The organism is Arthrobacter sp. 179 (assembly GCF_052379645.1).
Lineage (GTDB): Bacteria > Actinomycetota > Actinomycetes > Actinomycetales > Micrococcaceae > Arthrobacter_H.
Genome location: NZ_JBQSYU010000003.1, coordinates 100,242 through 126,537, shown reverse-complemented (window position 1 = coordinate 126,537; position 26,296 = coordinate 100,242). Strand labels below are relative to the sequence as shown.

The following is a 26,296-nucleotide window of genomic DNA, read 5'->3' as shown; positions in this document are numbered from 1 at the left end:
TTACTTTTCGAGCTTGAGGATTTCGCGGGCTTCGTCGGGGGTGGCCACGGAGGAACCCATGCCGGTGACGATGCCGATGGCACGTTCGGTCAACTGTGCGTTGGTGGCCTTCACGCCCTTGGAGAGGTAGAGGTTGTCTTCCAATCCGACGCGGACGTGGCCACCGAGGAGCACCGACTGGGCGACCCAGGGCAGCTGGTTGCGGCCGATGGCGAAGGAGGTCCACTGGGCCCCCTCGGGCAGCATGTTCACCATGGCCTGCAGCAGGGCAGGATCCACGGGGGCGCCGTAGGGGATGCCCATGCACAGCTGGTAGAGCGGCGGCGGGGCGATCAGCCCTTCCTCGACCATGACGTTGGCGAACCAGAGGTTGCCGGTGTCGAAGATCTCCATCTCCGGCTTCACACCCAGTTCCTTGATGCGGGCGGCGCCCTCGCGGAGCATGTCGGGGGTGGAGACGTAGAGGTTGCTGCCTTCGCCGAAGTTCAGCGAACCGCAGTCGATGGTGCAGATCTCCGGGCGCAGCTCCTCGACGTGGGTCAGCCGCTCCAGCCCCGAGACCAGATCGGTGCCCGGCAACTGGGCCGTCGGCTCGGAGGGGTCGACCACCAGGTCCCCGCCCATGCCGGCGGTGAGGTTGATGACCGGATCGACGTCCGATTCCTTGATCTGGCGCACGACCTCGCGGTAGAGCTCGGTATCGCGCGAGCCCTGCTTGGTTTCGGGATCCCTCACGTGGATGTGGACGACCGAGGCGCCGGCCCGGGCCGCGGCAATGGCATCGGCGGCAATCTCATCCGGGGTGACGGGAACGAATTCGCTCTTGGACGTGGTGTCCCCGGCGCCGGTCAGGGCGCAGGTGACGATGACTTTACGATTCATGGGATGACTCCTCGGGGGTGACGATGGTGCGGTCAATGAAATTTTCGATGTGCTCTTGCATCTGAACGGTGGTCAGCATGCCGGTCAGGACCTTGATGCCCAGGCCGTCCATCAGGCTGGTGATGTCCAAGGTCAGATCGGCGGCGTCGATGGAGCGGAACACCCCGCTGCGTTGGCCGTCGGCGATGATGCCTTCCACGGTTTGGCGCCAGCGTTCGTAGCCATGTGAATGGTTGTCTCGTTGGCTCGGGTCCACGGCGGCCTGTCCCCAGGTCTGCAGCCAGATCGACCATTCGGCCCGTCCGGCCACCCCTTCGGGGAGCTGGAGGCGGATCAATTGCTTGAGCCGCTGGACCGGATCCGGGATGGCGTGCAACTCAGTGACCTGGCGGTCGAAGGCCAGCTTGACCGAGTAGCGCAGCGCCTCGGCGAAGATCTCCAGCTTCGTCGGGAAGTAGTAGTGCACCGAAGCCGGGGACATGCCTGTTTCCCGGGCGATATCGGAGATCCTGACGTTGGCGTGGCCCATTTCGGCGAAGAGCCACCAGGACTGTTCGATGATCAGCCGGCGCTTGCGGGCCGAGGTGGTGTCTTCGCGGTGCCGGGTGGGCAGGATGCCCGAGGAGGGGGCCACCGAGGCTCCTGCCGTGGAGTCGGAGCCGGAGAGCAGCCAATTGGCGGTCACGCCGGTATTGGTGGCCAGCAGGGTCAGTTCCTCGGGATTGAAGCGTCGGATGCCCTTGAGTGATTTGGACAGTTTGGTCTCGTCGATGCCGATGAGGGCGGCGACGTCACGTTGGGCCAGTCCCGAGTCGTGGATGGCCCGCCGGGCACGGTCTGCGAGTGTGTCGGCGGAGGATTCGGCGGTTGGCATGGGGCCAACAGTAGAACAGGACTTGCGAACATGGCAAGTGAGTTGATTGACAATCAATCATGAATTGCGATTCATGGCGATCTCTGAAGCTGTCGCGGAGGCGATCGATGCCCGGTTTCCGCCCGGCTCGGTGGGCGCGGGGAAGACGCATTCCGACCGGCGATGGGGCCCGGGGTCGGGGGGTGATCAAGTTCATGTTTCGCGGCGTTTCCGTGCCCCCGCCAGCCTCTGCCCGGCAGGGGCGCAAAGGCGTACGATTGCGGGCATGAGCGTCTCAACAGAACATGACTCGACCCCCACAAAAGTGGTGATGGTTTCCATTGTCGCCGCATTGGGCGGATTCCTCTTCGGATTCGACAGTGCCGTGATCAACGGTGCCGTCGACGCCATCGGGGAACAATTCGCCCTCAGCGGGGTCCTTTTGGGATTCACCGTCTCCTGCGCACTCCTGGGCGCCATGGTCGGCGCCTGGTTCGCCGGACCCTTCGCCGATAAGCAGGGCCGGGTGCGGGCGATGCTGGTCGCGGCCGTCTTGTTCACGATCTCCGCCCTGGGCTCCGGTTTTGCCTTTGGCCCGGTGGATCTGATCATCTGGCGCACCATCGGCGGTGTGGGCGTGGGCATGGCCTCGGTCCTGGCCCCGGCCTACATCGCCGAGGTCGCCCCCGCGCACAGTCGCGGCAAGCTGGCCTCCCTGCAGCAAATGGCGATCGTGCTGGGCATCTTCGTCGCCCTGCTCGCCGACGCCTTCATCGCGGCGACCTCAGGAGGCGCCTCCGAAGTGAGCTGGCTGGGTATCGAAGCCTGGCGCTGGATGTTCCTGACCGAGATCATCCCGGCAGTCCTCTACGGGGCACTGGCCTGGCAGATCCCCGAGTCCCCGCGCTACCTCGTGGCCCGCGGCCAGCTGGCCCGGGCCGCCAAGGTCCTGCATGAGGTCGTCGGTTTGAAAAGCCGGGACGAGGTCGACGAGAAGATCGCCTCGATCAAGTCCACCATCAGCACCGAGAAGAACCAGGGCCTGCGCAACCTCGTGGGAGGCAAGGGCTGGCTGCTGCCGATCGTCTGGGTGGGCATCCTGCTCTCGGTCTTCCAGCAGTTCGTGGGCATCAACGTCATCTTCTACTACTCCACCAGCCTGTGGAAGTCCGTCGGTTTCACCGAGGAAAACTCGTTCACGATCACCGTCATCACCTCGGTCACCAATATCCTGGTGACCGTGGTCGCCATCCTGCTGGTCGACAAGGTGGGCCGCAAGCCCCTGCTGTTGGCTGGTTCAGCCGGCATGACCGTCGCCCTGGGCCTGATGGCCGTCGCCTTCAGCCAGGCGATGGGCACCGGCGACGACGTGTCGCTGCCGCAGCCCTGGGGCGTGATCGCGCTGATCGCCGCCAACGTGTTCGTCGTCGCCTTCGGCGCGACGTGGGGGCCGGTGGTCTGGGTGCTGCTGGGTGAGATGTTCTCCAATAAGATGCGTGCCGTGGCCCTCTCGGTGGCCGCAGCCGCCCAATGGCTGGCCAACTTCCTGGTCACCACCACCTTCCCGTCGCTGGCCGAGGCCGGATTGGTCTTCGCCTACGGGCTGTACGCGCTCTTTGCCCTGTTGTCCTTCTTCTTCGTCTTCAAGTTCGTCACCGAAACCAAGGGCCGCGAACTCGAGTCCATGCAGTAGGAGCACCCGTCGATACCGCAAGGGGCGGTCGGGTCTGCGGTGCAACGCAGACCCGACCGCCCCTCGTTGTTCCCGGGACGGGGTGGCTAGGGCAGGTCGACCGTGGTGTCCTGGGCCGTGGGCTGGGTGCCCAGGGCGGCCTGGACCGCCGAGCCCAGGATCCGGGCCCCTTCCGCCGTGGGGTGGGTGCCGTCGTAGCTCAGGCCCTCGGCGTAGACCTCCGGATGGGTCGAATCGCGCAGGCCCCGGGACCCGTCGATCCAGCCCCACCCCTGCTCGAGGACGAAATCGTGCAACCACGCGTTGTATTCGACGGTGCGGGTGCGGAATTCGTTCCGCGGCGGGACGGAAGAGACGAGCACCCGGTCGGAATCCGCCTGCGCAATGATGTCCTGCAGGTTCTCCCCGATCCGTTCGAAGGGGACCCCGGCGCGGATGTCATTGGTCCCGGCGATCACCACCAGCACGTCGGAGGGCACGGGGGTGTAGCCGTCCAGCATCTGAGCGGTGGTGGCACCTCCCCGGGCCCATCCGCCGGCGAAGGTCGTGGCGGGGTCCTGGGCGAAGACGGCCCAGGACCTCTCGCCGACGATCCGCCGGGAGACCTGCTCCGGATAGGCGTGATCGGCGGTGATGGAGTCCCCGACCACGGAGAACGTGACCGCCTGCGCGTCCCCGGCCGCCATCGGGCGCGCCATCGGAAAGCCGTCGGAGAAGAGCGCCTCCTGCCCCTGGGGCTGCCCCTGCCCGCCGACCAGGATGGCTCCGGCGGTCACGGCCAATACGGCCATCCCGGCCAGCAGCGCGGTACGGGGCCGGGAGGACAGGCGGGAACGAAGCGTGGGACGGTCGGTCCCGGCGGGGGTGGGGTCGTGCACTGATTACTCCTGGGTAAAGAAGGTGGATTCCCAGCCTAAGGAACCCACCGCGGGGTAAACGGACCACAACATGACGATCGGATGACGATTCCGGCCAGAACGTTTTTCACAGCCCGGTGCCCTACCCTCTAACCCATGCTTGAGCAGATTTCCGTTGATTCCTGGTGGCAGGCGCTGCTGGTCGGCTTCACCCGTGGCCGTTCCCTCCATGCCGAGGCCCTGACGCTGGTCCTGATCATCGCCGTTGCCGTCGCCCTCTGCGTGCCGCGGGCCACGTGGCGTTGGTTCGGCCTGTATGTCACGTTCGTCCACGAGCTGGGCCACGCGCTGGCAGCGTTGATGACGGGACGGATCGTCCGCGGCATCCGGTTGAACCTGAATCATTCCGGGGAGACGGTCAGCGCCGGCCGGGGCGGTGCCGGCATCGCCTGGTCCGGGTTCTGGGGCTATCCGGCCCCGGCGGTCGCCGGGGCGGCGATGATCTGGGCCGCCTCCTCGGGGTGGGCCGGGGCGGCCCTGTCCATCGGGGCGATCCTGCTGTTGGTGGCCTTGCTGTTCATCCGCAATCTGGTGGGGATCGTGATCGCCGTCGGATGCGCGGTCCTGGCCCAGGTTCTGGTGCTCTTCACCGACGGGGAATTCTCCGCCTACGTCGTCCTCTGTCTGGGCATTGCCCTGGTGGTGGGGGCGGTCAAGGACTGGTTCAAGGTCGCCGCGGTCCACGTCCGGCGTCGTCGGCTGGAGAGCTCGGATGCCTACATCCTGGCCCGGGCCACCGGGGTCCCCGCAGCGGTCTGGCTGGCCGGATTCGCTCTGGTCATCATCGGGTGTGCGTACTGGTCGCTGCTCTCCCTGGGTGCCGCCGTCAACTGAGTTGCCCCGACCCGGGCCCGCGGGCGGCCCCGGGCGATGGTGGGCCCGGGGGATGACGCGTAGCCTCGGGGCATGGAGAATCCCCTGCCAGACTTCGAATTCACCACCAGCCTGCCGGTTCCCCGCGAGGAGGCCTTCGCCTGGTTTTCCCGTCCCGGTGCCCTGGTCAGGTTGCTCGCCCCGTTTTCGGGCAGCGTGCGTCGTGAGCCCAGCGATGGGTTGAACGTCGGCTCCACGGCGGTGATCGGCATCGGGGCGCCGGGGCAACTGGGGCTGGGGTTGGGACCGGCCATCGGAGCCGTCGCCGGACCGTTGCACCTGCCCGGGTGGGCCAAACCCGAAATCCCCTGGCACGCCCGGCACGTCGGGCTGGTCCCCGGGCGCAGTTTCACCGACGTCATGGAATCCGGGCCCCTGGCCTCCTGGCGTCATGAGCACGTCTTCGAGGAGGACGACGGCGGGACCCTCATGCGTGATTTCGTCTCCTACGACCTTCCGTTGGCCAGCAGTTCCGGTCCCGGAGGGCGGATCCGGGAGTGGGGGAAGGAACGCTTCAACACCGAGCTGAAGCGCATGTTCGGATACCGCGAACGCCAGGTGATCGGCGACCTGCTCTTCCACTCCCGGCATTCCGGAGCCGATTCATCCTCGAAACGGATCGCCATCTCGGGGGCCGGCGGACTCATCGGCACCCAGCTGCGGGCCTTGCTCCAAGGCGGCGGGCACGAGGTGTTCCGGTTGGTCAGGGGGCCGGCAACGGAAACGGATGAAATCTCCTGGGATCCGGATGCGGGACGGATCGACACTGCGGCGCTGGCGGGCTGCGACGTCGTCATCCACCTGGCCGGGCACCCGATCGGTGGGCGATTCACCGCAGCCACCAAGCAACGCATCATGTCATCGCGGACGGTGGGGACCTCCTTGATCGCCCGGACGCTGGCCGACCTGTCGGCGGACGGACACCAGCGCACCCTCGTGGCCGCCTCGGCCATGGGGTACTACGGGGCCTCCCCGGAAGCCCGCCCCGCGCAGGCCCCGACGGACTTGAGCGAGGACGGCCCTCCGGGAACCGATTTCCTCGCCGATGTCTGTCTCGCCTGGGAGGCTGCGTGCGAACCGGCGGCACGGGCCGGGGTCCGGGTGGTGAACGTCCGCACCGGGCTGGTCCAGAGCCCCTCCGGCGGAATGTTGCAGCAATTGTTGCCGTTGTTCGTCGCCGGTCTGGGAGGTCGCATGGCCGGGGCCGGCATGCAGAGCTGGATCGGCATCGATGACGTCGTGGGGATCTTCGCCCATGCCGCCCTGGAGGACCGGGTCTCCGGACCTGTCAACGCCGTCGCCCCGCATCCGGTGGACGCCCGGGACTATGCCGCCACGTTGGCCAGGGTGCTCAACCGCCCGGCAGGACTCACGGTCCCGGGCTTCGGCCCGGCCCTGCTCCTGGGCCGCCAGGGGGCCCGCGAAATTGCCCGGTCGGACCAGCGGGGCTCCTCGAGGCGGATCGAGGAGTTCGGCTACGCCTTCCGTGAGCCCGAGCTCGAACCGGCGCTGCGGCACGTGCTGGGTCGCCGCTGAAGGTCACGAGACCGTGACCTAGGACGTCGGTAACGGTCGGATTACGGATAATACCGAGCAAAAACGGGTTCGGGCGTCCGTCCGGACTCCCGATCTCTACTCCGATCCGAGACTCACAGGAATCACAGATACATCGATTCTGCCGCGAGATCACGGGGTTTGAGCTGTAAACTTTTTGTGGATCGTCTCCCCAGGGGGACGTTCGTAGTTGACGCAGCCCCCCATCGTATAGTTATCGTAATCAAGTCACGTTTTGATAACACCTCGCCGTTCGGGGTGGTGCAAGACGGAGTGCAGTTCAGGTACCTTTCGATCGTCCACCTGACTGCCCACTAAATTTGGAGTCGACATCGACGCCGGACGATCGCGCAATGAGGGCCGGGGACGGCTGGAGCGCACAGGTGGCCCCTGGAGAAACTGTGATCCAGCAGAACAGCAAAAAGTTTTCGAAGATTTCCCGCATCGGCGCAAGCAGTGGTGTAGCAGCCCTGGCCTTGGCCGGCGCGGCAGCAGGCATCGGAGCAGCTCCCGCCTCCGCAGCACCTGCAGGCACCTGGGATTCACTCGCGCAGTGTGAGTCCGGTGGGGATTGGTCCATCAACACGGGCAACGGCTTCAAGGGTGGACTGCAGTTCACCAACAGCACCTGGAAGGCCTTCGGCGGTAGCGGTCAGGCCAACCACGCCAGCAAGTCCGAGCAGATCCGCGTAGCCAAGAAGGTCCAGGCTGCTCAGGGTTGGGGCGCATGGCCCGCATGCTCCGCCAAGCTGGGTATCTCCGGCAAGGCACCGTCCGGCCCGAAGCAGGCCACCAAGAAGGCTCCGGTCCAGAAGGCCGCGCCGAAGCAGGCTCCGGTCCAGAAGGCTGCTCCGAAGCACACCGCACAGGCACCGGTCCAGAAGGCCGCGCCGCAGCAGCAGGTCAAGTCGACCGGCAAGCACGTCGCCACGGTCAAGGCCACCGACTCGGGCAAGAACTACACGGTCAAGGCCGGCGACACGCTGTCTAAGATCGCCAACGCCCAGGGCCTGAGCGGCTGGGAGGGCCTGTACTCGGTGAACACCGATACGGTCTCCAACCCCAACGTGATCATGGTGGGCCAGACCATCAACCTGCCGACCAAGTAATCAGGTCGGCCCCGGGGCAGCGCCCCGGACCCTGAACTGCGGGAGCTTTGCCCCCGCCAGACGGCAGCGGCGGTTCGCCTTTCCCCCCAATGGCGAGCCGCCGTTGTTTCGTCAGGACACGAAGTGCCCGCACGGTCCACCGTGCGGGCACTTCGTGTGTCGGGGCTCAGGCGGGGAAGATCCGCGAGGCGAGGTCCTTGCCGGTCTTCGACTGCGATGTGTACCCGGAGGTTCCCTCGTCGAAGAACTCGCGGGCCGCCGCGGCGGTGGCCTCGAGGGCGGCAAAGGCGAAGGCCCCACCGACCGAGACGCGGCCGACACCCACCCGGGACAGGGCGGAGACCGGCGGTGTCCCCGCCGTGGCGAGCACGTTGAGCGGGCGGTCCACCGATTCCACCACCGACCGGATGTCCTCGAGCCGGGTGAGCCCCGGGGCGTAGAGCACGTCGGCCCCCGCCTCCTGGTAGGCTTGGAGGCGGTGGATGGTATCGGCCAGATCCGGGCGTCCATGCAGGAAATTCTCGGCCCGGCCGGTGAGCACCATCGGCGCCGGCCCGCGGTGGCAGGCCTCTGCCGCGGCAGCGACCCGCTCCGTGGCGGCCTCGATCCCGTGGATGGGGGAGTCCGGGTCCCCGGTGGAGTCCTCGATCGAGGCGCCGGCCAGCCCGGTTTGTAACGCGAGGTCGTAGGTCCGCCCGACGGCTGCTGCCTGGTCCGCGAACCCGTTCTCCAGGTCGGCGCTGACCGGCAGCTCCGTCGCCTGCACGAGCTCGGCCGCATTCTTCAAGGTCTCCTCGCGGGTCAGCCCTCCGTCGAGACGGCCCCGCGAGGCGGCATACCCGCTGCTGGTGGTGGCCAGGGCAAGGAACCCCATCGAGGCGAACAACCGCGCCGACCCGGTGTCCCAGGCATTGGGCAGCAGCAACGGCGTCGGGCCGTGATGCAGGGCGAGGAAGCGGGCAGCGGGTCCTGGGGGCGTCATGGCCACACGCTACACCGCGTTCCCGGGGCACGCCGGGGTGCCGGACGGTGAGGAACGGGGCTCAGACGGCTTGGGGGACCGACCTGATGGATCCGACGTAGGCCAGGGCCTCGGGCCGGTAGGCCTCTCGGAGCTGGAGGAAGCGGTTGCTGCTGGCCGCCCCCGGCCAATCCTCCGGCAAGCAGTCGGCCGGTAGCCCCGGGTCGAGGTAGGGAATGATCCGCCAGCTGTCGATGCACCGCACATAGGCGGCGAAGGCGGCCGCCCCCTCGGCGGGTGGCACGGAAGGGACATCGCGCTGCCGATCCAGGAATGCGTGGTGCAACCCCGCCAACTCCTCCAGGTCCCACCAGCCGGCCACGGCCTCGCGGAGGGAACCGGCGGCCTGGGGGCGTCCGGTCACGAAGAGCACTGAACGATCCCGCAGCCCCAGGTCCTCCAGGATCTCCTCGGTCTCGGCCTGCAGGTAGCGGGGGCAGATCCACAGTCCCGGCCCCACGGTGCCGCACCCGATCCAATGCAATCGGCGGCGCAACTGATGGCGCAGCCCACGAGCGGTTTCGGGCACCGTGAAGTAGACCAGGCACCAGGAATCGTCGGGGCCCATGGACCGGGGTTCGTGGATCCTGCGGTCGCCGCGTTCGAGCATCTGCCGGGCCCGCTCCCCGACGGCATGACCGGAGACGCCCCCGCGGGTGGAGGCGGTGAGGACTTCCTTGCGCCGCAGCCTGCTCAGGGCGGTGCGGGTCAGGGCCGGGGACACGTCGACGGCCTCCATCAGGGTGATCAGTTGGGTCGAAGACATCCACCCCCCGGCCCCGCGCAAATACAGCCCGATGATGGTGCGCAGCAACGACGTGGTGCTCCCGGGGCGGGAGTCCATGTCGTCGAGGACGGCACTCATTTCATGTCGGTCAGTGCGGCGGCGATCGCCTCGACGCCCACCTCGAGTTCGGCGAAACTGGTGCTCAGGGGCGACAGGCCGATGCGCAAGCCGTCCGGTGGGCGGAAGTCGGGGATCACCCCCTGCTCCCAGAGCCGGGTGGTGACCGCGGCGAAGTCAGGGTGGTCCACGGTCACGTGGGAACCACGCTGTGCAGGTTCACGGGGGCTGGCCAGCCGGGCGCCGTGGGGGGAGAGGCGTTCCTCGCAGAGCCGTAGGGCATGCTCGGTCAGTTCCACCGATTTGCTGCGGATGGCCTCGATGCCGACCTCGGCGATCAGCTCCACCATGTCCTTGAGCGGCTGCATGGCCAGGATGGGTGGGGTTCCGGTGATGAACCGGCGGATCGTACCGGCCGGTTCATAGGTCTCTGTCATCCCGAAGGGGTCGGCGGCCCCCATCCACCCCCAGATCGGCTGGCGGAGCGTGGAGTGAAGTGCCGATGCGACGTAGACGAACGCGGGGGAGCCGGGGCCGCCATTGAGATACTTATAGGTACAACCCACCGCCAGATCGACGCCCCAGGCATCCAGGTGCAGCGGGACGGCGCCGACCGAATGGCACAGGTCCCAGACCATGAGGGCCCCGGCATCCTTGACCTGGGCGGTGATGGCTTCGGCGTCGGCAAGGTAGCCCGAACGGTAGGCCACATGGCTCAGGAGTACGACGGCGGTGCGATCGGAGAGGACCTGTTCCAGATCCGTGCCGGTCACCCCGGTCGCCGGATCGGGGGTGATCCACCGCAGGGTCGCCCCCCGTTCGGCGGCGATGCCCTCGACGATGAACCGGTCCGTGGGGAAGTTCCCCGCATCGATGACGATCTCGCAGCGCCGCGGATCGGCTCCCTGCTGGTGGTCCAAGGCCGCCCGCAGCGCCTTGTAGAGCAGGACCGACGTCGAGTCCCCGACCAGCGTCTGCCCCGGCCCGGCACCGAGGACGACCTCCCCGAGGCGGTCTCCCAGGACGGTGGGCTCGTCCATCCACTGCTCATCCCAGCTGCGGATCAGCCCGGCACCCCATTCGGTGCGGACGAAGGTGGCCAGGTGTTCGGCAGTGGCGGCCAGCGGCCGCCCCAACGAGTTCCCGTCGAGATAGGCGGTCAGCGGCCGGGCCGGATCGGCGGCGGGGACCAGGAAGCGACTGCGGTAGAGGGCGAGTGGATCGGCGGCGTCCAGCTCGTCGCTGGTCGGGGACGCGGGGGAGGTGCTCATGCGGAAGGGCCTTTCGGGCTAGTTGCCGATTTCGGTGCGGACGGCGTAGAGCTCGGGGAAGAAGGTCAGGTCCAGGGCGCGGCGGAGGAAATCGACGCCGGAGGAGCCGCCGGTGCCGCGTTTGAAGCCGATGGTGCGTTGGACGGTGCGCAGGTGCCGGAAGCGCCAGGCCTGGAAGTTGTCCTCGAGGTCCACCAGATCCTCGCAGGCCTGGTAGAAGCCCCAGCGGGTCTCCTCGGTTTCGTAGATCTCCTTGAATACGGGGATGAGTTCCTCGTGCAGCACCCAGGCCTTCGAGAAGTCGCGGTGCAGGATCTCCTCGGGGATGCTGTAGCCGGCGCGGGAGAGGGCGGCGAGGAACGCGTCGTAGACCGTGGGCTCCTCGAGGAGCTGGCTGAGCATGGCGTGGGCCTCGGGATGGGATTCGAAGACCTTGAGCATGCCGCGGTGCTTATTTCCCAGGATGAATTCCACGGCGCGGTACTGCCAGGACTGGAAGCCGGAGGCCGAGCCCAGAGTGTCGCGGAACTGGGCGTATTCACGCGGGGTGAGGGTCGCCAGCACCGACCACTGGTCGGTGAGGACCTTCTGGATGTGCTTGACCCGGGCCAGACACTTCAGCGCCTTGCCCAGATCGTCGGCGTCCATGAGGCGACGGGCTTCGACGAGCTCGTGGAGGACCAGCTTGAGCCAGAGCTCGCTGGTCTGGTGCTGGATGATGAACAGCAGCTCGTCGTGGTGTTCGGGATTGCTGTGGGGGTGCTGGGCGTGCAGGACCTTATCCAGATCCAGGTACCCGCCGTAGGACATCTCGTTGCGGAAGTCGGTGCGTACGGTCTCTTCGATATCGCGTTCGCCGGTAGCGGTATCGGCGCCGGGGGTTTCAGGGGTGTCTTGCGAGTAGGGGCAGCTCATGAAAGTCAGAATATCAGTTACGTGACGAGCGTCAATCAATTGAAATTCGTCTGGCGGTCGTCGGGGAGCAGCGCTGGCATGATGGAACCATGAGCACCCCAGCGGCTGCCGCGCCACGCGCCATCCTCCATACGGTCGGACATTCCACGCATCTGATCGCGGAGTTCGTCGAGCTGCTCCGGGCCCATGGGGTGCAACGGATCGTGGATGTGCGCACGGTGCCCGGATCCCGGCACAACCCGCAATTCGGCATCGACCAGCTCCCGGGCCACCTCGCCGATCACGGAGTGGACTACCAGCGGATCGAAAGCCTCGGCGGGCTCCGGCACACCACGAAGGCCTCGCCGAACACCGGCTGGCGCAACGCCTCCTTCCGGGGCTATGCGGATTACATGCAGACCCCTGGGTTCGACGCCGGGATCCAGGAGCTGATCGCCAGCGCCACCGAACGGTCCGTGGCCATCATGTGCGCCGAAGCCGTCCCCTGGCGCTGCCACCGCTCGATGATTGGGGACGCGATGCTCGTCCGCGGCTTCGAGGTGCTGGATATATTCAGCCCGACCAAGGCCACCGCGCATGCCTTGACGTCCTTCGCCCACGTGGTGGGAACCACGATCACCTATCCACCGGAGGACTCCACCGCGCAGGCATGAGCGGGGAGCCTCAGCGGAAACCCCGGCTCATCGTGAACCGGTGGGCCACGGCGTCGGTCAGTGGTTTGCTGCGGGCCACGGCCGTGATCGCAGCGGCCCTGACCTGATCCAGCACCCGGGGCAGGGGGCGCCCCAAGGCCATGTTCAGGTGGGCTTGCCGTCCCGCCCGGGCGGCGGCACGCAACCGGTCCCGGGAGAAGCCTGCCAGCAGATCGGCTGGCGTTGAACCCTTCGTACCGGCCCGGGTGAGGAGCGGGGCCAGGGCGGCGGCGTCGAGCAACCCCAGCGCCATGCCCTGCCCGCCGATGGGGCTGATCTCGTGGGCGGCATCGCCGATCAGGATGACCCGTCCGTGCACCATCTGCGCGACCGCCCGATGCGAGCACCGGAACCTGCTGTGCATCGTCGCCGCATCGGGGTCGACCCGGTAGCCGGTACGTCGTTCGATAAGTGACGGGAGCGTGGTGGCATCGGCCGGCCGGTGCCAGGCCACCCAGCGGCGGAGGCCCCCGGGCAGGGGGAAGGACTCCACGATCCCTTCGGGGTGCAGCAGCAGGGCGGCGGTGGCCCCGAAGCCGGTGGTGTCCGGATAATCCCCCATCACGTAGTGGTCGGGGTAGAGGCTTCCGGCAAAGGGCAGCCCGGCCAGCGGGCGGACCGTGGACCCGACGCCATCGGCGCCCACCAGGTAGCGGGCCGTTATCGGGGCCGGCCGCCCGGTCATCGTGGCGTGGATGCCGCGATCGTCCTGGCGGAAAGTGGTCAGTGCGTGGCCTACGAGCAGGGCCTGTGGGTCGAGTTCGCGCAACCGTGCGGTGAGTAGTTCGGTCGTGGTCGCCTGGGGTAGGGAGAGGATGAAGGGATGCCGACCCGTCAGGACGTCGAAGTCCAAGGCGGCGATGCGACGTCCGGAACTCAGTCCCAGACCCCGGCGGATCGGCACCCCGGAGGCGATGGCCTCCTTGGCGATGCCCGCCGCGTGCAGCACGTCCACGGCCGGGGGATGCAGGCCGATGGCCCGGGAATGCTCCTGCGGGGTATCCCGGGCCTCCACGACGCGGACGGTGAGGCCCGCTCGGGTGAGCAGGATCGCCAGCGTCAGCCCCGCCGGGCCACCGCCGACGATGAGCACGTCGATCACGGTAGGGGGTCCGGCCGGTGGATCAACAGGTTCCTGAACGGACGCCGAGGTTGGACCCGCCATCCCCCGGGGACCACGGCCCGCAGTTCGGCGGGAAGGTAGCTCCGCCGGATGGAGGTCAGCCCGTCGCGTCTGATGAAGGAGGTCCCGGCCAGCGGCAGGGTCGCGGCACCGAAGAGGAGGCCGGCAAGGCGTGAACGGCGCAGATCGGCGTGCACGGCCACGGCCCGGGTGAGCTGCTCGGTGTCGGCCAACAACACGTCGAGTCCTGTGGGGGAGAGGTGATGCAGCACATGGTTGGACACCACGACGTCGAAGCTGCGCCCGGCAGCGACCAGATCGGAACTGCTGGCCTGTTCGAAAACGACCTCGGCCCCGGGCCGGCCCGTGGCAGTCCGGGAGGCAAAACGGTAGGCCCGCGGATCGGGGTCGATGCCGGTGACCGTGATGTCGAACCCGTCCGCGCGGGCCCGCCGGGCCAGGGCGCGGGTGATGTCCCCACCACCACAACCGATGTCCAGGATGGTGGCGTTGGTGGTGGGCAGGGCCGGGCGGATCAGGTCGCGATAGACCCCGCGCCAGCCGGAGACCAGCGCGTTGACCAGCGGGAACTGCTGGTAGGTCCGCCACAACAGCACCGGATCGCAGTCGGGCCGGTCCATTTCCTCGGTCGCGGTCTCGGCGCGGCGCATCGCTGGACTACGCCCCGGTGCGGGCCACGGTCATCAACGCGGTCTCCACGGTCAACCCGGGCCCGAAGGCCATGGAGCAGACGCGCTCGCCGGCGGGATCGTCGGCCTCGCTGACGCCTTCCAGGATGTCCTTGAGCACGAACAGGACGGTGGCGCTGGACATGTTGCCGTAGTCGTTGAGCACCCGGCGGGCCGGTTCCAGCTGGCGTTCGTCCAACCCCAGACGGTGTTGGACCTTGTCCAGGATGGCCCGGCCTCCGGGGTGGATGCCCCAATGGGTGAGGTCCGCGTACTCTTCCCCGATCGAGGGATCGTGGGCCAGCAACGGGGCCAACGCCCCGACGATATGCTCGTCGATGATATGCGGGACATAGGTCCCCAGGACCATCTCGAACCCCTCGTCGCCGATGTTCCAGGCCATCGATTCCTCACCGACCGGAGTCAGGACCGTTTCGAAGGCGTCGAGTTCCAGGGACGTCGTTCCCGCCGGGGCGGGACGTGCGGTCACCACTGCCGCGGCGGCGCCGTCGGCGAAGAGTGCTGAGCCCATGATGGTGTCCGGGTCGTTGGAACTGCGTACGTGCAAGGTGCACAATTCGGTGCTGACGACCAGGACGACGGCGTCCGGTTCGGCCTCGCAGAAGCTTTTGGCGGCGCGCAGGGCGGGGAAGGCCGCATAGCAGCCCATGAACCCCAGATGGTAGCGCTGGGTGGAGGCGGGCAGGCCGAGGGCCCTGACGATCTGGTAGTCCGGTCCCGGGTTGTAGAAGCCGGTGCAGGAGACGGTGATGACGTGGGTGACGTCCTCGGGGCCCAGATCCGGGCAGGCGGCCAGCGCGGATCGGGCGGATTCGGTGAATAGAGCCTTGGCTTCGCGGGTGAAGACGTCGTTGCGGACCTTGGTGCTGGGACTGAGCAGCCGGGTGGTGGCCGCATCGAAGAACACCGGAGTGGTTTCGGTCTGCTCCAGGCTCAGTTCGGTCAACGCAGTGCGGCGGGTGGAGATGGCCGAGGAATTGAAGGAGGTGGTGATCAGCCGTTGTCCCAGCCGGGTGAGGTCGGGTTGGTCGGCGAAGACATCGCGGACCTGGTCCTGATGCAGGACCGTTTCGGGTAGAGCCGTTTGGATGGTCCTGATTCGCACTGCCATGGGCCGAGCGTAACCGGGTCGCTCGGCAGCGTAAAGGGGTCCCCGCCGGCGGGCGGATCCGGGGCCTTCCGGCCACGGATCCGGCCACCGGAGCTGCCGTGGCGCTATTTGGCCAGGGCGCCGGAGAAGAGCGCGTCCTCATGGTCGAAATCGACCAGGTACGTCAGCGTCACGTCGTCGAGCTCGCCGGCCGGGATGCCGAAGGCGACCCGCGTGCTCTGCTTCTTGCCCGGCAGGACCTTGCCTTCGAAGAAACCATCGATCTTCTCGGTGAAGACGCCTTCGGCCTGGGTCCCCTCGTCCCCGTAGGCCACCGATGCCGTCAGGATCGCCGGGTCGAAGACCTCGGAGGTTCCGTTCTGGAGGGAGACATCGAAGACGTACATCTTTCCATCGGAGGCCTCGGCACCGGAGGCGTATTCACCGGCGGTGGAAAGCCCGGCGGGCTTGACGGTCAGCTTCAGCCCGTCGTCCCAGGTCCACGCGCTCCCGAAGTCGGCCACCCCCTGGGTGGACTGGTCCCCGGTGGTCTCCGCCACGGCGTCGGCGGCCGGGGCGGAGGCTTCATCGGCCCCGCTGCCGGCCTCCGGGCCGCCCGAGGTGGTGCAGCCGGTCAGGGCCAGTCCGGTGGCGAGCGCCAGGGCCGCCCAGATGGTTTTCGTATTCATGTTTCCTCCCCAAAATGGTGCGCCGCGGTTGCGGTGCAGTGTCGATGACCGGAAGCCGTCACTTCCAGTGCCTCCAAGTCACCAGCCGCCTCCGACATTTTGGAACCACCTGCGTGGAAGTCGGATTCCGTTGAGCGACATTTCGTGCCTATGGTGGAAGGCGAAGGCCTTGTCCTGCGGCCAGTGCCGCGCCATCGAACCCAGGGAGTCCCCATGCAGCAGATCGTCCCCACCCGCCATCTTTTCGGACCCGGCCCCTGCAACCCGTACGCCGAGGCCACCGCAGCGCTCGGCCTGCCGCTCTTGGGACACCTGGACCCGGACTTCATCGCCCGGATGGACCGGACCTGCGAAGGCCTTCGGACGCTGTGGGGAACGAAGAACACCCGGACCCTTCCGCTCAGTGGCACCGGGTCGGCCGGTATGGAAGCCGCCTTCGTGAACACCATCAACCCCGGTGACGTGGCCGTGATCGCCGTCAACGGGCTCTTCGGTGAGCGGATGTGCGAAGTCGCCTCCCGCGTCGGCGCCGAGGTGGTCCGGGTGGACCACGAATACGGGACACCCGTCGACGCCGACCGGGTGGCCGCCGCCCACCCGACCCCGAAGGTCATTGCCGCCGTCCATGCCGAAACGAGCACCGGCGTCGTCTCCGACATTGCCGCGCTGGGCGCCATCAAAGGGGACGCCCTGTTGATCGTCGACGCCGTCACCTCCATCGGTGGCATGCCGATCGAAGCCGACGCCTGGGGCATCGATGTCGGATACGCCGGTACACAGAAGTGCCTGGGGGTGGCCCCGGGACTGGCCCCGTTCACCATTTCCGACCGGGCCTTCGAACGCCGCGTGCAGAAGCCGCAGTCCTGGTACCTGGACCTGGGGTTGCTCGGTGGCTACGCCACCACCGGCTCCTCCGGAGGTCAGCGCACCTATCACCACACGGCCCCGGTCGCGATGGTCGCCTCCCTGGAGGCAGGGATCGATCGGGTCCTGGCCGAAGGCCTCGAGGCCGTCACCGCACGCCACCAGGCGGCTGGCGCCGCCTTGCAACAAGGCCTGAAGGACATGGGGCTGGAGCTCTTCGCCGCGGAAGGCCACCGGTTGCCGCAGCTGACCACCGTCAAGGTGCCTGAGGGGGTCGATTCGGCTGCGGTGCGCTCGTACCTGCTGAAGACCTACGGCGTGGAGATCGGCGGAGGCGTCGGACAGTATGCCGCGACCGTCTGGCGGATCGGCCTGATGGGCCCGAACGCGAACATGGATTCCGTGGCGCTGATCCTCGGCTCGCTCAAGGACGCCATCGCCAACAGCTGAGCCTGATCGGGTCCATGGGGCCGGGGTTGGACGGGGTCGGAACTACTTCTTGATCCTGGTCAACGCCGGCCCCTTGTGCATGGCGATGTGGTCGGTCTTGTCGCTGCGGATCTCGTATTGCGGATCCTCCGGGGAGCACCGGCGCATATGGCCCTTGTATTCGACGTCCTGCGTGTGTTTCTTGAGGATGATCCCACTGACGGGTCCGGCTTCCGAGTTCCAGCCAACGTGGTCGCCGGGGGAAAAGGTCGCTGACATCGGTGGCCTCCAACAGGGCTCGGGTACGGTCTTCGGGGATGAAGGCCCGAGCCTACCGGCAACGCCTAAGCGAGGGAACCGAGCCAGAATCCGCCGCCGGCCGCCGTCACGCAGAGCACCGCCATCCCCAGGCCATTGGCCAGTGAGGCCAGGTAGCGACGTTCCTGCAGCAGGCGCACGGATTCGAAACTGGCGGTGCTGAAGGTCGTATAACCGCCTAGGAACCCGGTGCCGGCGACCAGATAGGCCGGCTCGGGAACGATGAAGGACAGCGACAGTCCCAGCAGCAGGCCCAGCACCAACGAACCGGAGACGTTGATGAGCAGGGTGCCCACCGGGAAGGCCGCCGGGGTACGGAACTTGATGAAGCCGTCGACCAGGAGCCGGGTGCCGGCCCCCAGACCTCCGGCCAGCGAGAGCGCGATGAAAAGCAGCGGTGTCATGGCCTGGCCTCCCGGCGGGGGCGTCGCAGGCCGGCGGTCGCGATCCCGGCCCAGGTGGCGGCGGCCCCGATCAGTACGGTGGCGGCGATCAGGGCCAGGCCGGCCCCGGGACCACCCACCGGCCCCTGGCCGTTGAAGAGCAGCAGGGCATCGACGGCGAAGGCGCTATAGGTCGTGAACCCGCCACAGAATCCGGTGCCCAGCATCAGGCGCATGATCCGGCGGGGGCCCTCGTCGCTGCCGGCACGCAGCAGCGATTCCAGCAGCAGCCCCAGCAGGAAGGCGCCGATGATGTTGATCATCAAGATGGTGGTGGGGAGCCCGTTGATTCCCGGGACAGCCAGGGTGAGGCCTTCGCGGGCCGCGGTGCCGACCATCCCCCCGACGACGACCAGGCCCAGGTGACGCCAGTCCGGTGCCGAAGCACGGCTCATGGCCATACGCCCGAACTGCCACGCCGGTGGCTGCCCAGCAGGTGGGTGTCCACGATGCCCACGGCTTCCATGAGGGCGAACATGGTGGTCGGGCCCACGAAGGAGAAGCCCTTGGTGCGCAGTGCCTTGGACAGGGCCATGGATTCGGGCGAGGTGGTGGGGACCTCCTGCATCGTGGCCGGACGCGGGGTGGTCCGAGGCTGGAAGGACCAGATGAACCCGGCCAGTCCTTCCTCGTCGCGCAGTTTGATGGTCGCTGCCGCATTGCCGATGGTGGCCCGGATCTTGGCCCGGTTGCGCACGATGCCGGCATCGCCCAGCAGGCGTTCGACGTCGTCCTCGCCGAAAGCGGCCACCCGATCGGGATCGAATCCGGCGAAGGCGGCCCGGAAGTTCTCCCGCTTGCGCAGGATCGTCGCCCAGGACAAGCCGGATTGGAAGGCCTCCAGGCTGAGGCGTTCGAACAGGCCCTGTTCATCGCGGATCGGCAGACCCCATTCGGTGTCGTAGTACTGCCGCATCATCCCCTCGGTGGCCCAGACGGGGCGCAGCAGCCCGTCGGCACCCCGGATGAGTCCCGCGCCGGGAGCGGGCGTTTGCGGGTCGGTGACTGCCATGTGTTCGTCCTTTGGATTGCTTGGCGCCTCGAGGGCCACGGGCACCGGTGTACTGCGCCGGCGACGGGTTTCGTGGGCCCTTCCACAGGTTACCGCCCGTAACGCGGCGAGCCGGCCTCGACCCCTTGGACCCCGGGTACTTCCGGTAAACTAGCGGAAATGGCTTCCACCTTCGTACACGTCTGGCTCAAGCCCCTGGCGGTCAATATCGCCGGGTGGCTGCTTCTGGTGGTCGGAGTGCTGGCGTTGGTCCTGCCCGGCCCCGGGCTGTTGTGCATCGTGGCGGGACTGGCCGTGCTCTCCACCCGCTATTGGTGGGCCGAGAAGCTGATGCACCCGGTCAAGGCCAGGGCCTACCAATTGGCCGCCGAAAGCGTGAAGACCCGCTGGCGGATCTTCTGGAGCTCGACCGGGGCGAGCCTGTTGCTGGCCAGCGGCGTGGTGTGGGGGCTGCGCCCACCGGCCCCCGAGTGGTGGCGGTGGCCCGAGGACTGGTGGCTGATCGGCGGCTGGGGGACCGCCCTGTCGATCATGGCCTCCGGGGGTTTCGCCCTCGGGCTGATCATCTACACCCACCGCAGGTTCGGGTTGCCGATGAAGGCCCGCCGGATCGCCATGCACCGGCTGGCCCAGCGCCGGGGCCACCGTCCCGACCGGCGGAGGAGCGGCCGCAAGGAGCCCTAGGCCAGCCGCTCCTTGACCAGGGTGCTGGTGGTCTTGCCGTCGAAGCGTCCGGCGACTTCCGCGGACACCGTCTTCATGATCTGGCCCATCTGGCGCATCCCCGGCTTCACCCCGTCGACGCTCTGATCGGCAATGGCCCGATCCACGATGGCGACGACGTCGTCCCGGGTCAGCGGTGCCGGCAGATAGGACTCGATGAACGTTGCTTCGGCGATTTCCTTCTCGGCCCGGTCGGGCTGGCCGGCTTCCGTATAGGTCCCGGCGGTCTCGCGCCGGCGGGATGCTTCCTTCTGTAGCAGGGCCGTGACCTGCTGGTCGTCCATCTCCATCGGGGTCTTGCCACCCTTTTCGCGGGTGTTGATTTCGCCCAGGACGTTGCGCAACGTCATCAGTTCCAGCTTGTCGCCGGACTTCATGTGTGCGGTCATATCGAGGCGGAGTTGTTCCTTTAGCGTGCTCATGGGGCGGCCTTTCGTGGCGGTTTGCCGAAGCGGATGCTTCGACCATTATCGCGCATCGGGGAACCGGGGGCCGCATGACGACGCGGCAGGACTCAACGGGGTGCTGGTGCCTCGAGGGTCGGGGCCGGGGGCTACGGGCCGAAATGGTGCCGGCCCAGGGCATCGACCGTGCCGGCCAGACGGTGGAAACCGATGATCGCGATGATCCAACCGGCCAGGACCAGCAGGCCACCGAGGCAGAGCACGACCAGGGCGCCGGTTCCCGGTCCGTCGGTGATGCCGTAGAAGCTGCCGGCCATGCTCGTCACGCCCGATACGGCCGAGACCAGGACCGTCAGCGGTCCCAGGACCAAGGCCAGCAGGAGTCCGCTGGAGATCAGCGCGGCGGAACGGCGGATCACGTGTTCATGGTGGAGGAGTAGTCCATGGTGGCGAAGATCCCGCCGAGGAAGATGATGGCGGCGATGAGCAGCAGCCAGCCCAGCAGCATCAGGCCGTTGAGGATGAGACCGGCGATGGCCATGCCCTTGCCCGCCGGCTCGCGTTGGAGCCCGATGATGCCCAGCACCAGGCCGACGATCGGTACGACGAAGGTGAAACCGGCGAAGATCGAAACGATTCCCAGCACCATGGAGGCAATGCTCATGCCCCGTGGCGGGGGAGCCTGGTACTGGCCATGGGGCTGGTAGGGGTTCTGGCCTGGGTACTGCTGCGGGTACGGCCCCGGCTGGGACATGGGTCCTCCATCGATGCTTGGTGCTGGCATGCCGGTCCCTACGGTAGGTCAGGTCTCCGGCGGGCACCAATGCGTGGCGGGTGGGTACCGCTAGCCCACCGGTACCTCGGCGTCCACCTTCTCTAGCCGGACAAGGACCGCCTTGGAGACCGGGGTGTTGCTGGCTTCTGCCACCAGGGACAGCGGGACCAACACATTGGCCTCCGGATAGTAGGCGGCCACGCAGCCCGGGGTCGTCGGGTATTCGATCAACCGGCAACCGCGCATGACCCGGGACACCCCGTCGTCGTGCACCCCGTGGACATCGGCATGGTCCCCGTCCTTCAAACCCAGCTGGGCCAGATCGGTCGCGTTCACGAAGACCACCTGACGGCCCTTGCGGACTCCGCGGTAGCGGTCGTTGTTGGAGTAGATGGTGGTGTTGAACTGGTCGTGGGAGCGAAGCGTCTGAAGGATCAGCGTGCCGGTGGGACGGGACAGGTATTCCAGCTCGTTGACCGTGAGCATGGCCTTGCCGGTGGGGGTCGGGAAGGTGCGGGTGTCTCGCGGGCCGTGGGCGAGGATGAACCCGCCCTCGCGCCGGATCCGCTGGTTGTAGTTCTCGCAGCCGGGGACCACGCGGGAGATGTGCTCGCGGATGAGGTCGTAGTTCTTCTCGAACCCGACCCAGTCGGCGTCGATCCGCTCGCCCAGGACCGCGTGGGCGAGCCGGCTGACGATCGCCGTTTCGGAGAGCAGCTGATGCGAGACCGGTTCGACGTTGCCCCAGGAGGGGTGCACCGCGCAAACGGTGTCCTCGACGGAGACGAACTGTTCCCCGGACTCCTGGATGTCGATTTCGGTGCGGCCCATGGTCGGCAGGATCAGGGCAGCGGCACCGGTGACGGTGTGGGAGCGGTTGAGCTTCGTGGAGATCTGCACGGTCAGGTCGGTGCCGGCCATGCCGGCTTCGGCCACCCCGGTGTCCGAGACCGCCGAGACCAGGTTTCCGCCGAGGGCGACGAAGACCTTGACCTTGCCCTGCTGCATCGCCTCGAAGGTCTGGACCGAGTCGAAACCGTGGTGGCGGGGAGGATCAAAACTGAACTCGCGGGCCACGGCATCCATGAACGAGTCGGGCATCTGCTCCCAGATGCCCATGGTGCGGTCGCCCTGGACGTTGGAGTGGCCCCGGATCGGGGAGGCCCCGGCGCCGGGTTTGCCGATGTTCCCGCGCAGCAACAGGAGGTTCATGATCTCCTTGATCGTGTCGACCCCCTTCTTCTGCTGGGTGATCCCCATGGCCCAGGTGATGATGACGTTCTCCGCCGCCATGTACCGGTGGGCCAGTTCGTCGATCTCCGCCGATTCCAGGCCGGTGGCCTCCAGCACCGTTTCCTCATCCAGCCCGGCCAGGTGTTCTCGCAGCTCCTCCAGCCCCTGGCAATGCTGGTCCAGGAAGTCATGGTCCAGCACGGTGCCGGGGTGGGCAGCCTCGGCGTCAAGGACCCGTTTGGAGACCGCCTGCATCAGGGCCATGTCCCCGCTGAGGCGGATCTGCAGGAACTGGTCGGCGATGTCGGTGCCCCGGCCGACGATGCCACGGACCTTCTGCGGATTCTTATACCGGCGCAGCCCCGCTTCGGGCAGCGGGTTGATGGCCACGATGTGACCGCCGTTGAGTTTGCAGTTCTCCAATTCGGTGAGCATGCGGGGGTGGTTGGTCCCCGGATTCTGGCCCATGATGATGATCAGGTCCGCGCGTTCGAAGTCCTCGAAGGCCACGGTCGCCTTGCCGACGCCGATGCTCTCGCCCATGGCCCACCCGGAGGATTCGTGGCACATGTTCGAACAATCCGGCAGGTTGTTGGTTCCGAAACCGCGGGCGAAGAGCTGGTAGGCGAAGGCCGCCTCGTTGGAGGTGCGCCCACTGGTGTAGAACACCGCCTCGTCGGGGGAGTCCAGGGACTTCAGTTCGGTCGCCAACAGGTCGATGGCCCCGGACCAGGAGATCGGGCGGTAGTGGTCCTCGCCGGCAGGCTTGTAGACCGGCTCGGTCAGCCGGCCCTGCTGTCCCAACCAGTATTCGGTGCGGGAGCGTAGTTCGGTGACCGAATGCTCGGCCCAGAAGGCGGAGTCGATGAGGATCGGGGTGGCCTCCCAGGTGACGGCCTTGGCCCCGTTCTCGCAGAATTCGAAGGTCTTGCGATGGTGCGGGTCCGGCCAGGCGCAACTGGGGCAGTCGAAACCGTCCTTCTGGTTCAGCTTCATGACGGTCTTGGCGGTCCGCGTCGGCCCCATCTGCGCCAAGGCAGGACCCATGGAATGCGTGACGCCGGGGACCCCTGCCGCCCAATCCTTCGGCCCGTCGTCGACCTCCAGTTCGGATGCCGTCGGCTCGTGTGCTTCCTCGCCATGCTTGGCCACGATGGACCCACCTTTCCGCGACCCATGGGACGGCGTCCGCCGTCGTGGGCTGACACCCTCAGGACTACCAGTGGGGCCCGCGCTTCGCAAGGGGTCATGACCCATTTGACGTCGTCATCTACCGGTGGAAGGGCGCTCAGTTGTTAGGCTCGACGGGTGAGTGAATCCAAGGCGGATGCCGGGCCGCAGATGGTTCCCGGCCGGAGTGTTTCTGATGGTTTCGTCAGGGTCCGCGGGGCCCGGGAGAACAACCTGGTCGAAGTGGACGTGGATGTCCCGCGGGACAGCATCGTCGCGTTCACCGGGGTCTCCGGTTCGGGGAAATCCTCGCTGGCCTTCGGCACGATCTTCGCCGAGGCGCAGCGCCGTTTCCTCGAGTCGGTGGCCCCCTATGCCCGCCGGCTCATCCAGCAAGGCAACACCCCGAAGGTCGAATCGATCACCGGGCTGCCCCCGGCCGTCGCCCTGCAGCAGCGGCGTGGCTCGCCGAGCTCACGCTCGAGCGTCGGGACCCTGACCACGTTGTCGAACTCGCTGCGCATGCTCTTTTCGCGGGCCGGCAGCTACCCCCAGGGTGCCACCCGGCTGGATTCCGACGCCTTCTCACCCAATACCGCCGTCGGCGCCTGCCCGGAGTGCCACGGGTTGGGTGTCTCCCATACCGTCACCGAGGAGACCCTGGTCCCGGATCCGTCGCTGACCATCCGCGAGGGGGCCATTGCCGCCTGGCCGGGGGCCTGGCAGGCAAAGAACCTGCGGGACGTGGCCACCGAACTCGGGTACGACGTCGACTCCCCCTGGCATATGCTGCCGCAGCAGGACCGGGACTGGCTGCTGTTCACCGATGAACAACCCGTCGTCCATGTCACCCCGGAACGCGACCGCATCGCCAAACCCTATAAGGGCCGCTTCTGGAGCGCGAAGTCCCATGTGATGCACACGCTGGCCGAATCCAAATCGGCGACCATGCGGGAGAAGGTCCTGGGGTTCATGGTCTCCGGGCCGTGCCGTGCCTGCGGCGGGACCGGTCTGACCGCCGAGGCGCTCGCCGTCACCTTCGCCGGCCGGTCGATCTCCCAGATCAACCGGCTCCCGCTTGGAGAGCTGGCCCAGCTACTCCAACCCACGGCCGGGCTGACCGAGGAGGATTACGAATCCACCGCGGCCCCGTCCTCGGGGTCCTCGGGCGAGCACAGTGAGGTCGCCGCAACGGTTGCCGCCGATCTGGTCGAGCGGCTCGACGTGTTGATCGGGCTCGGGCTCGGCTACCTGAGCCTTTACCGCGGGACCACCACACTGTCCCCGGGGGAGATGCAGCGGCTGCGGATCGCCACCCAACTGCGCTCCGGACTGTTCGGGGTGGTCTACGTCCTGGACGAACCCTCCGCAGGACTGCATCCCGCCGATGCCGAACCGTTGCTGGCCGTGTTGGAAGAACTGAAGGCCGGAGGCAACTCGGTGTTCGTCGTCGAACACAACATGGATGTGGTCCGCCGGGCCGGGTGGATCGTCGACGTCGGTCCACGGGCCGGTGAAGGCGGGGGAGAGGTGCTCTACTCCGGGCCGGTCGACGGGCTGAAAGCGGTGAAGGGCTCGATCACCAGGTCCTTCCTCTTCGACGCGGAGGACCGGCCCCGTCGGGGTTCCGCCGGGAGGAGGCCCGAAGGGGAACTGGAACTGCAGGGGGTGGGGCTGCACAACCTGGTGGACCTGGATGTGCGCATCCCGTTGGGGGTGCTCACCGCGGTCACCGGTGTCTCGGGGTCGGGTAAATCGACGCTGGTCAGCCGGGTGCTCGCCGATGCGGTCGGTGAACTGGTCCGGACCCCCGCCGTGGAACCGGCCGACGACGATGGCGCCGCCGGGGCCGATGAGGAGACGCTGCATGTGAAGGCCATCCTGGGGGCCGAGCGCATCGGACGGCTGGTCAAGGTCGACCAGAAGCCCATCGGACGGACCCCTCGATCGAACCTGGCCACCTATACCGGCCTCTTCGACGCAGTCCGCAAGACGTTTGCCGCCACCGAGTTGGCCCGGAGCCGCGGCTACGGGGCCGGACGGTTCTCCTTCAACGTGGCCGGCGGCCGGTGTGAGAACTGCCTGGGCGAGGGGTACATCGCCGTCGAACTGCTGTTCCTGCCCGGAAGCTACGGCCCCTGCCCGGTATGCCACGGAACCCGCTACAACCCCGAGACGCTCGAGGTGACCTATCGCGGGTTGAACATCGCCGAGATCCTCGCCCTCAGTGTCGATGAAGCCACCGACGTCCTGGCGGAGGTCACCGTTGCCGCGCGCAGCCTGGAGACCCTGGTGCAGGTCGGGCTCGGCTATCTGCGGCTGGGGCAACCGGCCACCGAACTCTCCGGCGGGGAGGCGCAGCGGATCAAGCTGGCCACCGAACTCCAGCGGGCCCGCCGCGGCCATACGCTCTACCTGCTCGACGAGCCGACGACGGGACTGCATCCGGCCGACGTACAGCTGCTGTTGGCCCAACTGAACCGGTTGGTCGACGCCGGGAACACGGTGGTCGTGGTCGAACACGAGATGGATGTGGTGGCCGCCGCCGATTGGGTGATCGACCTGGGTCCCTCCGGCGGTGATGCCGGCGGGAAGATCATGGCCGAAGGCACCCCCGCCGACGTCGCGGCGACGCCGGGCAGCCGGACGGCACCCTATCTGCGGGCCCAACTGGACCTGTAGGCCTTGC

At 67.5% G+C, this 26,296-nt stretch carries 27 protein-coding genes; 8 read left to right on the top strand and 19 right to left on the bottom strand.

Features of this window, described 5'->3' with window-relative positions; all coding sequences use genetic code 11:
• Both ACT3UE_RS03230 and ACT3UE_RS03225 read right to left on the bottom strand, forming a co-directional pair.
• Window positions 1-882: a 3-keto-5-aminohexanoate cleavage protein gene (locus ACT3UE_RS03230; RefSeq protein ID WP_444555052.1), complete on the bottom strand. Its 882-nt coding sequence runs from the start codon at window positions 880-882 to the stop codon at window positions 1-3.
• Window positions 872-1,756, bottom strand: coding sequence for a TetR family transcriptional regulator C-terminal domain-containing protein (locus ACT3UE_RS03225; RefSeq protein WP_444555053.1), 885 nt, complete (start codon window positions 1,754-1,756; stop codon window positions 872-874). The genes ACT3UE_RS03230 and ACT3UE_RS03225 overlap by 11 nt, the downstream gene beginning before the upstream one ends.
• Before the next feature lie 265 nt (window positions 1,757-2,021).
• Between ACT3UE_RS03225 and ACT3UE_RS03220 the strand changes: the two genes are divergently transcribed.
• Window positions 2,022-3,428, top strand: coding sequence for a sugar porter family MFS transporter (locus ACT3UE_RS03220; RefSeq protein WP_444555054.1), 1,407 nt, complete (start codon window positions 2,022-2,024; stop codon window positions 3,426-3,428).
• Window positions 3,429-3,514: 86 nt separating this feature from the next.
• On the opposite strand, the gene ACT3UE_RS03215 is transcribed toward ACT3UE_RS03220, so the two are convergent.
• Window positions 3,515-4,306, bottom strand: coding sequence for an SGNH/GDSL hydrolase family protein (locus ACT3UE_RS03215; protein WP_444555055.1), 792 nt, complete (start codon window positions 4,304-4,306; stop codon window positions 3,515-3,517).
• Window positions 4,307-4,441: 135 nt separating this feature from the next.
• Here ACT3UE_RS03215 and ACT3UE_RS03210 point away from each other — a divergent pair, with 135 nt between their 5' ends.
• The 3 genes from ACT3UE_RS03210 (at window position 4,442) to ACT3UE_RS03200 (ending at window position 7,881) form a co-directional block, all read left to right on the top strand.
• Complete coding sequence (locus ACT3UE_RS03210; protein WP_444566256.1) at window positions 4,442-5,179, top strand: M50 family metallopeptidase; 738 nt, start codon at window positions 4,442-4,444, stop codon at window positions 5,177-5,179.
• 72 nt (window positions 5,180-5,251) lie between these two features.
• The gene (locus ACT3UE_RS03205; protein ID WP_444555057.1) at window positions 5,252-6,754 is read left to right on the top strand and encodes a TIGR01777 family oxidoreductase; all 1,503 of its coding nucleotides are present in this window, start codon (window positions 5,252-5,254) and stop codon (window positions 6,752-6,754) included.
• Between the two features lie 419 nt (window positions 6,755-7,173).
• On the top strand, window positions 7,174-7,881 hold the full coding sequence (locus ACT3UE_RS03200; RefSeq protein WP_444555058.1) for a transglycosylase family protein: 708 nt from the start codon (window positions 7,174-7,176) through the stop codon (window positions 7,879-7,881).
• A gap of 166 nt (window positions 7,882-8,047) precedes the next feature.
• Here ACT3UE_RS03200 and ACT3UE_RS03195 read toward each other — a convergent pair whose 3' ends face one another.
• The 4 genes from ACT3UE_RS03195 to kynA all read right to left on the bottom strand — a co-directional run bounded on the left by ACT3UE_RS03195 (window position 8,048) and on the right by kynA (window position 11,932).
• Window positions 8,048-8,863 carry an isocitrate lyase/PEP mutase family protein gene (locus ACT3UE_RS03195; RefSeq protein WP_444555059.1) on the bottom strand — a complete coding sequence of 272 codons (816 nt, stop codon included), beginning with the start codon at window positions 8,861-8,863 and terminating at the stop codon, window positions 8,048-8,050.
• Between the two features lie 61 nt (window positions 8,864-8,924).
• Window positions 8,925-9,767, bottom strand: a complete 843-nt coding sequence (locus ACT3UE_RS03190; protein WP_444566255.1) for a PaaX family transcriptional regulator — start codon at window positions 9,765-9,767, stop codon at window positions 8,925-8,927.
• Window positions 9,764-11,017: a kynureninase gene (locus ACT3UE_RS03185; RefSeq protein WP_444555061.1), complete on the bottom strand. Its 1,254-nt coding sequence runs from the start codon at window positions 11,015-11,017 to the stop codon at window positions 9,764-9,766. Before ACT3UE_RS03185 ends, ACT3UE_RS03190 begins: the two co-directional genes overlap by 4 nt.
• Before the next feature lie 18 nt (window positions 11,018-11,035).
• Complete coding sequence (gene kynA, locus ACT3UE_RS03180) at window positions 11,036-11,932, bottom strand: tryptophan 2,3-dioxygenase (protein WP_444555062.1); 897 nt, start codon at window positions 11,930-11,932, stop codon at window positions 11,036-11,038.
• Between the two features lie 89 nt (window positions 11,933-12,021).
• Here kynA and ACT3UE_RS03175 point away from each other — a divergent pair, with 89 nt between their 5' ends.
• Entirely contained in the window at window positions 12,022-12,585 is a 564-nt protein-coding gene (locus ACT3UE_RS03175; protein ID WP_444561251.1) for a DUF488 domain-containing protein, read from the top strand.
• Window positions 12,586-12,595: 10 nt separating this feature from the next.
• On the opposite strand, the gene ACT3UE_RS03170 is transcribed toward ACT3UE_RS03175, so the two are convergent.
• From ACT3UE_RS03170 to ACT3UE_RS03155, 4 genes are all read right to left on the bottom strand, one after another.
• A complete protein-coding gene (locus ACT3UE_RS03170) occupies window positions 12,596-13,726 on the bottom strand; it encodes an FAD-dependent oxidoreductase (RefSeq protein WP_444555064.1) in 1,131 nt (376 codons plus the stop codon).
• Window positions 13,723-14,418: a methyltransferase domain-containing protein gene (locus ACT3UE_RS03165; RefSeq protein WP_444555065.1), complete on the bottom strand. Its 696-nt coding sequence runs from the start codon at window positions 14,416-14,418 to the stop codon at window positions 13,723-13,725. Before ACT3UE_RS03165 ends, ACT3UE_RS03170 begins: the two co-directional genes overlap by 4 nt.
• 7 nt (window positions 14,419-14,425) lie before the next feature.
• A complete protein-coding gene (locus tag ACT3UE_RS03160; RefSeq protein WP_444555066.1) occupies window positions 14,426-15,568 on the bottom strand; it encodes a type III polyketide synthase in 1,143 nt (380 codons plus the stop codon).
• A 104-nt stretch (window positions 15,569-15,672) separates the two neighbouring features.
• The gene (locus ACT3UE_RS03155) at window positions 15,673-16,236 is read right to left on the bottom strand and encodes a hypothetical protein (protein WP_444555067.1); all 564 of its coding nucleotides are present in this window, start codon (window positions 16,234-16,236) and stop codon (window positions 15,673-15,675) included.
• A 213-nt stretch (window positions 16,237-16,449) separates the two neighbouring features.
• Here ACT3UE_RS03155 and ACT3UE_RS03150 point away from each other — a divergent pair, with 213 nt between their 5' ends.
• Window positions 16,450-17,550 carry a pyridoxal-phosphate-dependent aminotransferase family protein gene (locus ACT3UE_RS03150; protein ID WP_444555068.1) on the top strand — a complete coding sequence of 367 codons (1,101 nt, stop codon included), beginning with the start codon at window positions 16,450-16,452 and terminating at the stop codon, window positions 17,548-17,550.
• 42 nt (window positions 17,551-17,592) lie between these two features.
• Here ACT3UE_RS03150 and ACT3UE_RS03145 read toward each other — a convergent pair whose 3' ends face one another.
• The 4 genes from ACT3UE_RS03145 to ACT3UE_RS03130 form a co-directional block, all read right to left on the bottom strand.
• Entirely contained in the window at window positions 17,593-17,808 is a 216-nt protein-coding gene (locus ACT3UE_RS03145) for a DUF2945 domain-containing protein (protein ID WP_444555069.1), read from the bottom strand.
• Window positions 17,809-17,873: 65 nt separating this feature from the next.
• A complete protein-coding gene (locus tag ACT3UE_RS03140) occupies window positions 17,874-18,251 on the bottom strand; it encodes a fluoride efflux transporter FluC (protein WP_444555070.1) in 378 nt (125 codons plus the stop codon).
• Window positions 18,248-18,685 carry a fluoride efflux transporter FluC gene (locus tag ACT3UE_RS03135; protein WP_444555071.1) on the bottom strand — a complete coding sequence of 146 codons (438 nt, stop codon included), beginning with the start codon at window positions 18,683-18,685 and terminating at the stop codon, window positions 18,248-18,250. The genes ACT3UE_RS03140 and ACT3UE_RS03135 overlap by 4 nt, the downstream gene beginning before the upstream one ends.
• Window positions 18,682-19,302, bottom strand: a complete 621-nt coding sequence (locus ACT3UE_RS03130) for a DNA-3-methyladenine glycosylase I (protein ID WP_444555072.1) — start codon at window positions 19,300-19,302, stop codon at window positions 18,682-18,684. The genes ACT3UE_RS03135 and ACT3UE_RS03130 overlap by 4 nt, the downstream gene beginning before the upstream one ends.
• A gap of 159 nt (window positions 19,303-19,461) precedes the next feature.
• Here ACT3UE_RS03130 and ACT3UE_RS03125 point away from each other — a divergent pair, with 159 nt between their 5' ends.
• On the top strand, window positions 19,462-19,986 hold the full coding sequence (locus ACT3UE_RS03125) for a PGPGW domain-containing protein (RefSeq protein ID WP_444555073.1): 525 nt from the start codon (window positions 19,462-19,464) through the stop codon (window positions 19,984-19,986).
• Here ACT3UE_RS03125 and ACT3UE_RS03120 read toward each other — a convergent pair.
• From ACT3UE_RS03120 to ACT3UE_RS03105, 4 genes are all read right to left on the bottom strand, one after another.
• On the bottom strand, window positions 19,983-20,447 hold the full coding sequence (locus ACT3UE_RS03120; protein WP_444555404.1) for a GatB/YqeY domain-containing protein: 465 nt from the start codon (window positions 20,445-20,447) through the stop codon (window positions 19,983-19,985). The two genes, ACT3UE_RS03125 and ACT3UE_RS03120, sit on opposite strands and share 4 nt — an antisense overlap.
• Window positions 20,448-20,578: 131 nt before the next feature.
• Window positions 20,579-20,848 carry a hypothetical protein gene (locus ACT3UE_RS03115; protein WP_444555403.1) on the bottom strand — a complete coding sequence of 90 codons (270 nt, stop codon included), beginning with the start codon at window positions 20,846-20,848 and terminating at the stop codon, window positions 20,579-20,581.
• Complete coding sequence (locus ACT3UE_RS03110; protein ID WP_444555402.1) at window positions 20,845-21,183, bottom strand: DUF4190 domain-containing protein; 339 nt, start codon at window positions 21,181-21,183, stop codon at window positions 20,845-20,847. Before ACT3UE_RS03110 ends, ACT3UE_RS03115 begins: the two co-directional genes overlap by 4 nt.
• A gap of 90 nt (window positions 21,184-21,273) precedes the next feature.
• Window positions 21,274-23,589 carry an FdhF/YdeP family oxidoreductase gene (locus ACT3UE_RS03105; RefSeq protein WP_444555401.1) on the bottom strand — a complete coding sequence of 772 codons (2,316 nt, stop codon included), beginning with the start codon at window positions 23,587-23,589 and terminating at the stop codon, window positions 21,274-21,276.
• 189 nt (window positions 23,590-23,778) lie between these two features.
• Between ACT3UE_RS03105 and ACT3UE_RS03100 the strand changes: the two genes are divergently transcribed.
• The gene (locus tag ACT3UE_RS03100) at window positions 23,779-26,289 is read left to right on the top strand and encodes an ABC transporter (protein ID WP_444566274.1); all 2,511 of its coding nucleotides are present in this window, start codon (window positions 23,779-23,781) and stop codon (window positions 26,287-26,289) included.
• Window positions 26,290-26,296: the final 7 nt, after the last annotated feature.

Excerpts from the sequence above, each read along its gene's own strand:
- ACT3UE_RS03230 (WP_444555052.1), bottom strand. The coding sequence starts at position 882 with ATGAATCGTAAAGTCATCGTCACCTGCGCCCTGACCGGCGCCGGGGAC.
- ACT3UE_RS03225 (WP_444555053.1), bottom strand. The coding sequence starts at position 1,756 with ATGCCAACCGCCGAATCCTCCGCCGACACACTCGCAGACCGTGCCCGG.
- ACT3UE_RS03220 (WP_444555054.1), top strand. The coding sequence starts at position 2,022 with ATGAGCGTCTCAACAGAACATGACTCGACCCCCACAAAAGTGGTGATG.
- ACT3UE_RS03210 (WP_444566256.1), top strand. The coding sequence starts at position 4,442 with ATGCTTGAGCAGATTTCCGTTGATTCCTGGTGGCAGGCGCTGCTGGTC.
- ACT3UE_RS03205 (WP_444555057.1), top strand. The coding sequence starts at position 5,252 with ATGGAGAATCCCCTGCCAGACTTCGAATTCACCACCAGCCTGCCGGTT.
- ACT3UE_RS03195 (WP_444555059.1), bottom strand. The coding sequence starts at position 8,863 with ATGACGCCCCCAGGACCCGCTGCCCGCTTCCTCGCCCTGCATCACGGC.
- ACT3UE_RS03190 (WP_444566255.1), bottom strand. The coding sequence starts at position 9,767 with ATGAGTGCCGTCCTCGACGACATGGACTCCCGCCCCGGGAGCACCACG.
- ACT3UE_RS03185 (WP_444555061.1), bottom strand. The coding sequence starts at position 11,017 with ATGAGCACCTCCCCCGCGTCCCCGACCAGCGACGAGCTGGACGCCGCC.
- kynA (WP_444555062.1), bottom strand. The coding sequence starts at position 11,932 with ATGAGCTGCCCCTACTCGCAAGACACCCCTGAAACCCCCGGCGCCGAT.
- ACT3UE_RS03175 (WP_444561251.1), top strand. The coding sequence starts at position 12,022 with ATGAGCACCCCAGCGGCTGCCGCGCCACGCGCCATCCTCCATACGGTC.
- ACT3UE_RS03165 (WP_444555065.1), bottom strand. The coding sequence starts at position 14,418 with ATGCGCCGCGCCGAGACCGCGACCGAGGAAATGGACCGGCCCGACTGC.
- ACT3UE_RS03160 (WP_444555066.1), bottom strand. The coding sequence starts at position 15,568 with ATGGCAGTGCGAATCAGGACCATCCAAACGGCTCTACCCGAAACGGTC.
- ACT3UE_RS03155 (WP_444555067.1), bottom strand. The coding sequence starts at position 16,236 with ATGAATACGAAAACCATCTGGGCGGCCCTGGCGCTCGCCACCGGACTG.
- ACT3UE_RS03150 (WP_444555068.1), top strand. The coding sequence starts at position 16,450 with ATGCAGCAGATCGTCCCCACCCGCCATCTTTTCGGACCCGGCCCCTGC.
- ACT3UE_RS03145 (WP_444555069.1), bottom strand. The coding sequence starts at position 17,808 with ATGTCAGCGACCTTTTCCCCCGGCGACCACGTTGGCTGGAACTCGGAA.
- ACT3UE_RS03140 (WP_444555070.1), bottom strand. The coding sequence starts at position 18,251 with ATGACACCGCTGCTTTTCATCGCGCTCTCGCTGGCCGGAGGTCTGGGG.
- ACT3UE_RS03135 (WP_444555071.1), bottom strand. The coding sequence starts at position 18,685 with ATGAGCCGTGCTTCGGCACCGGACTGGCGTCACCTGGGCCTGGTCGTC.
- ACT3UE_RS03130 (WP_444555072.1), bottom strand. The coding sequence starts at position 19,302 with ATGGCAGTCACCGACCCGCAAACGCCCGCTCCCGGCGCGGGACTCATC.
- ACT3UE_RS03125 (WP_444555073.1), top strand. The coding sequence starts at position 19,462 with ATGGCTTCCACCTTCGTACACGTCTGGCTCAAGCCCCTGGCGGTCAAT.
- ACT3UE_RS03120 (WP_444555404.1), bottom strand. The coding sequence starts at position 20,447 with ATGAGCACGCTAAAGGAACAACTCCGCCTCGATATGACCGCACACATG.
- ACT3UE_RS03110 (WP_444555402.1), bottom strand. The coding sequence starts at position 21,183 with ATGTCCCAGCCGGGGCCGTACCCGCAGCAGTACCCAGGCCAGAACCCC.
- ACT3UE_RS03100 (WP_444566274.1), top strand. The coding sequence starts at position 23,779 with ATGGTTCCCGGCCGGAGTGTTTCTGATGGTTTCGTCAGGGTCCGCGGG.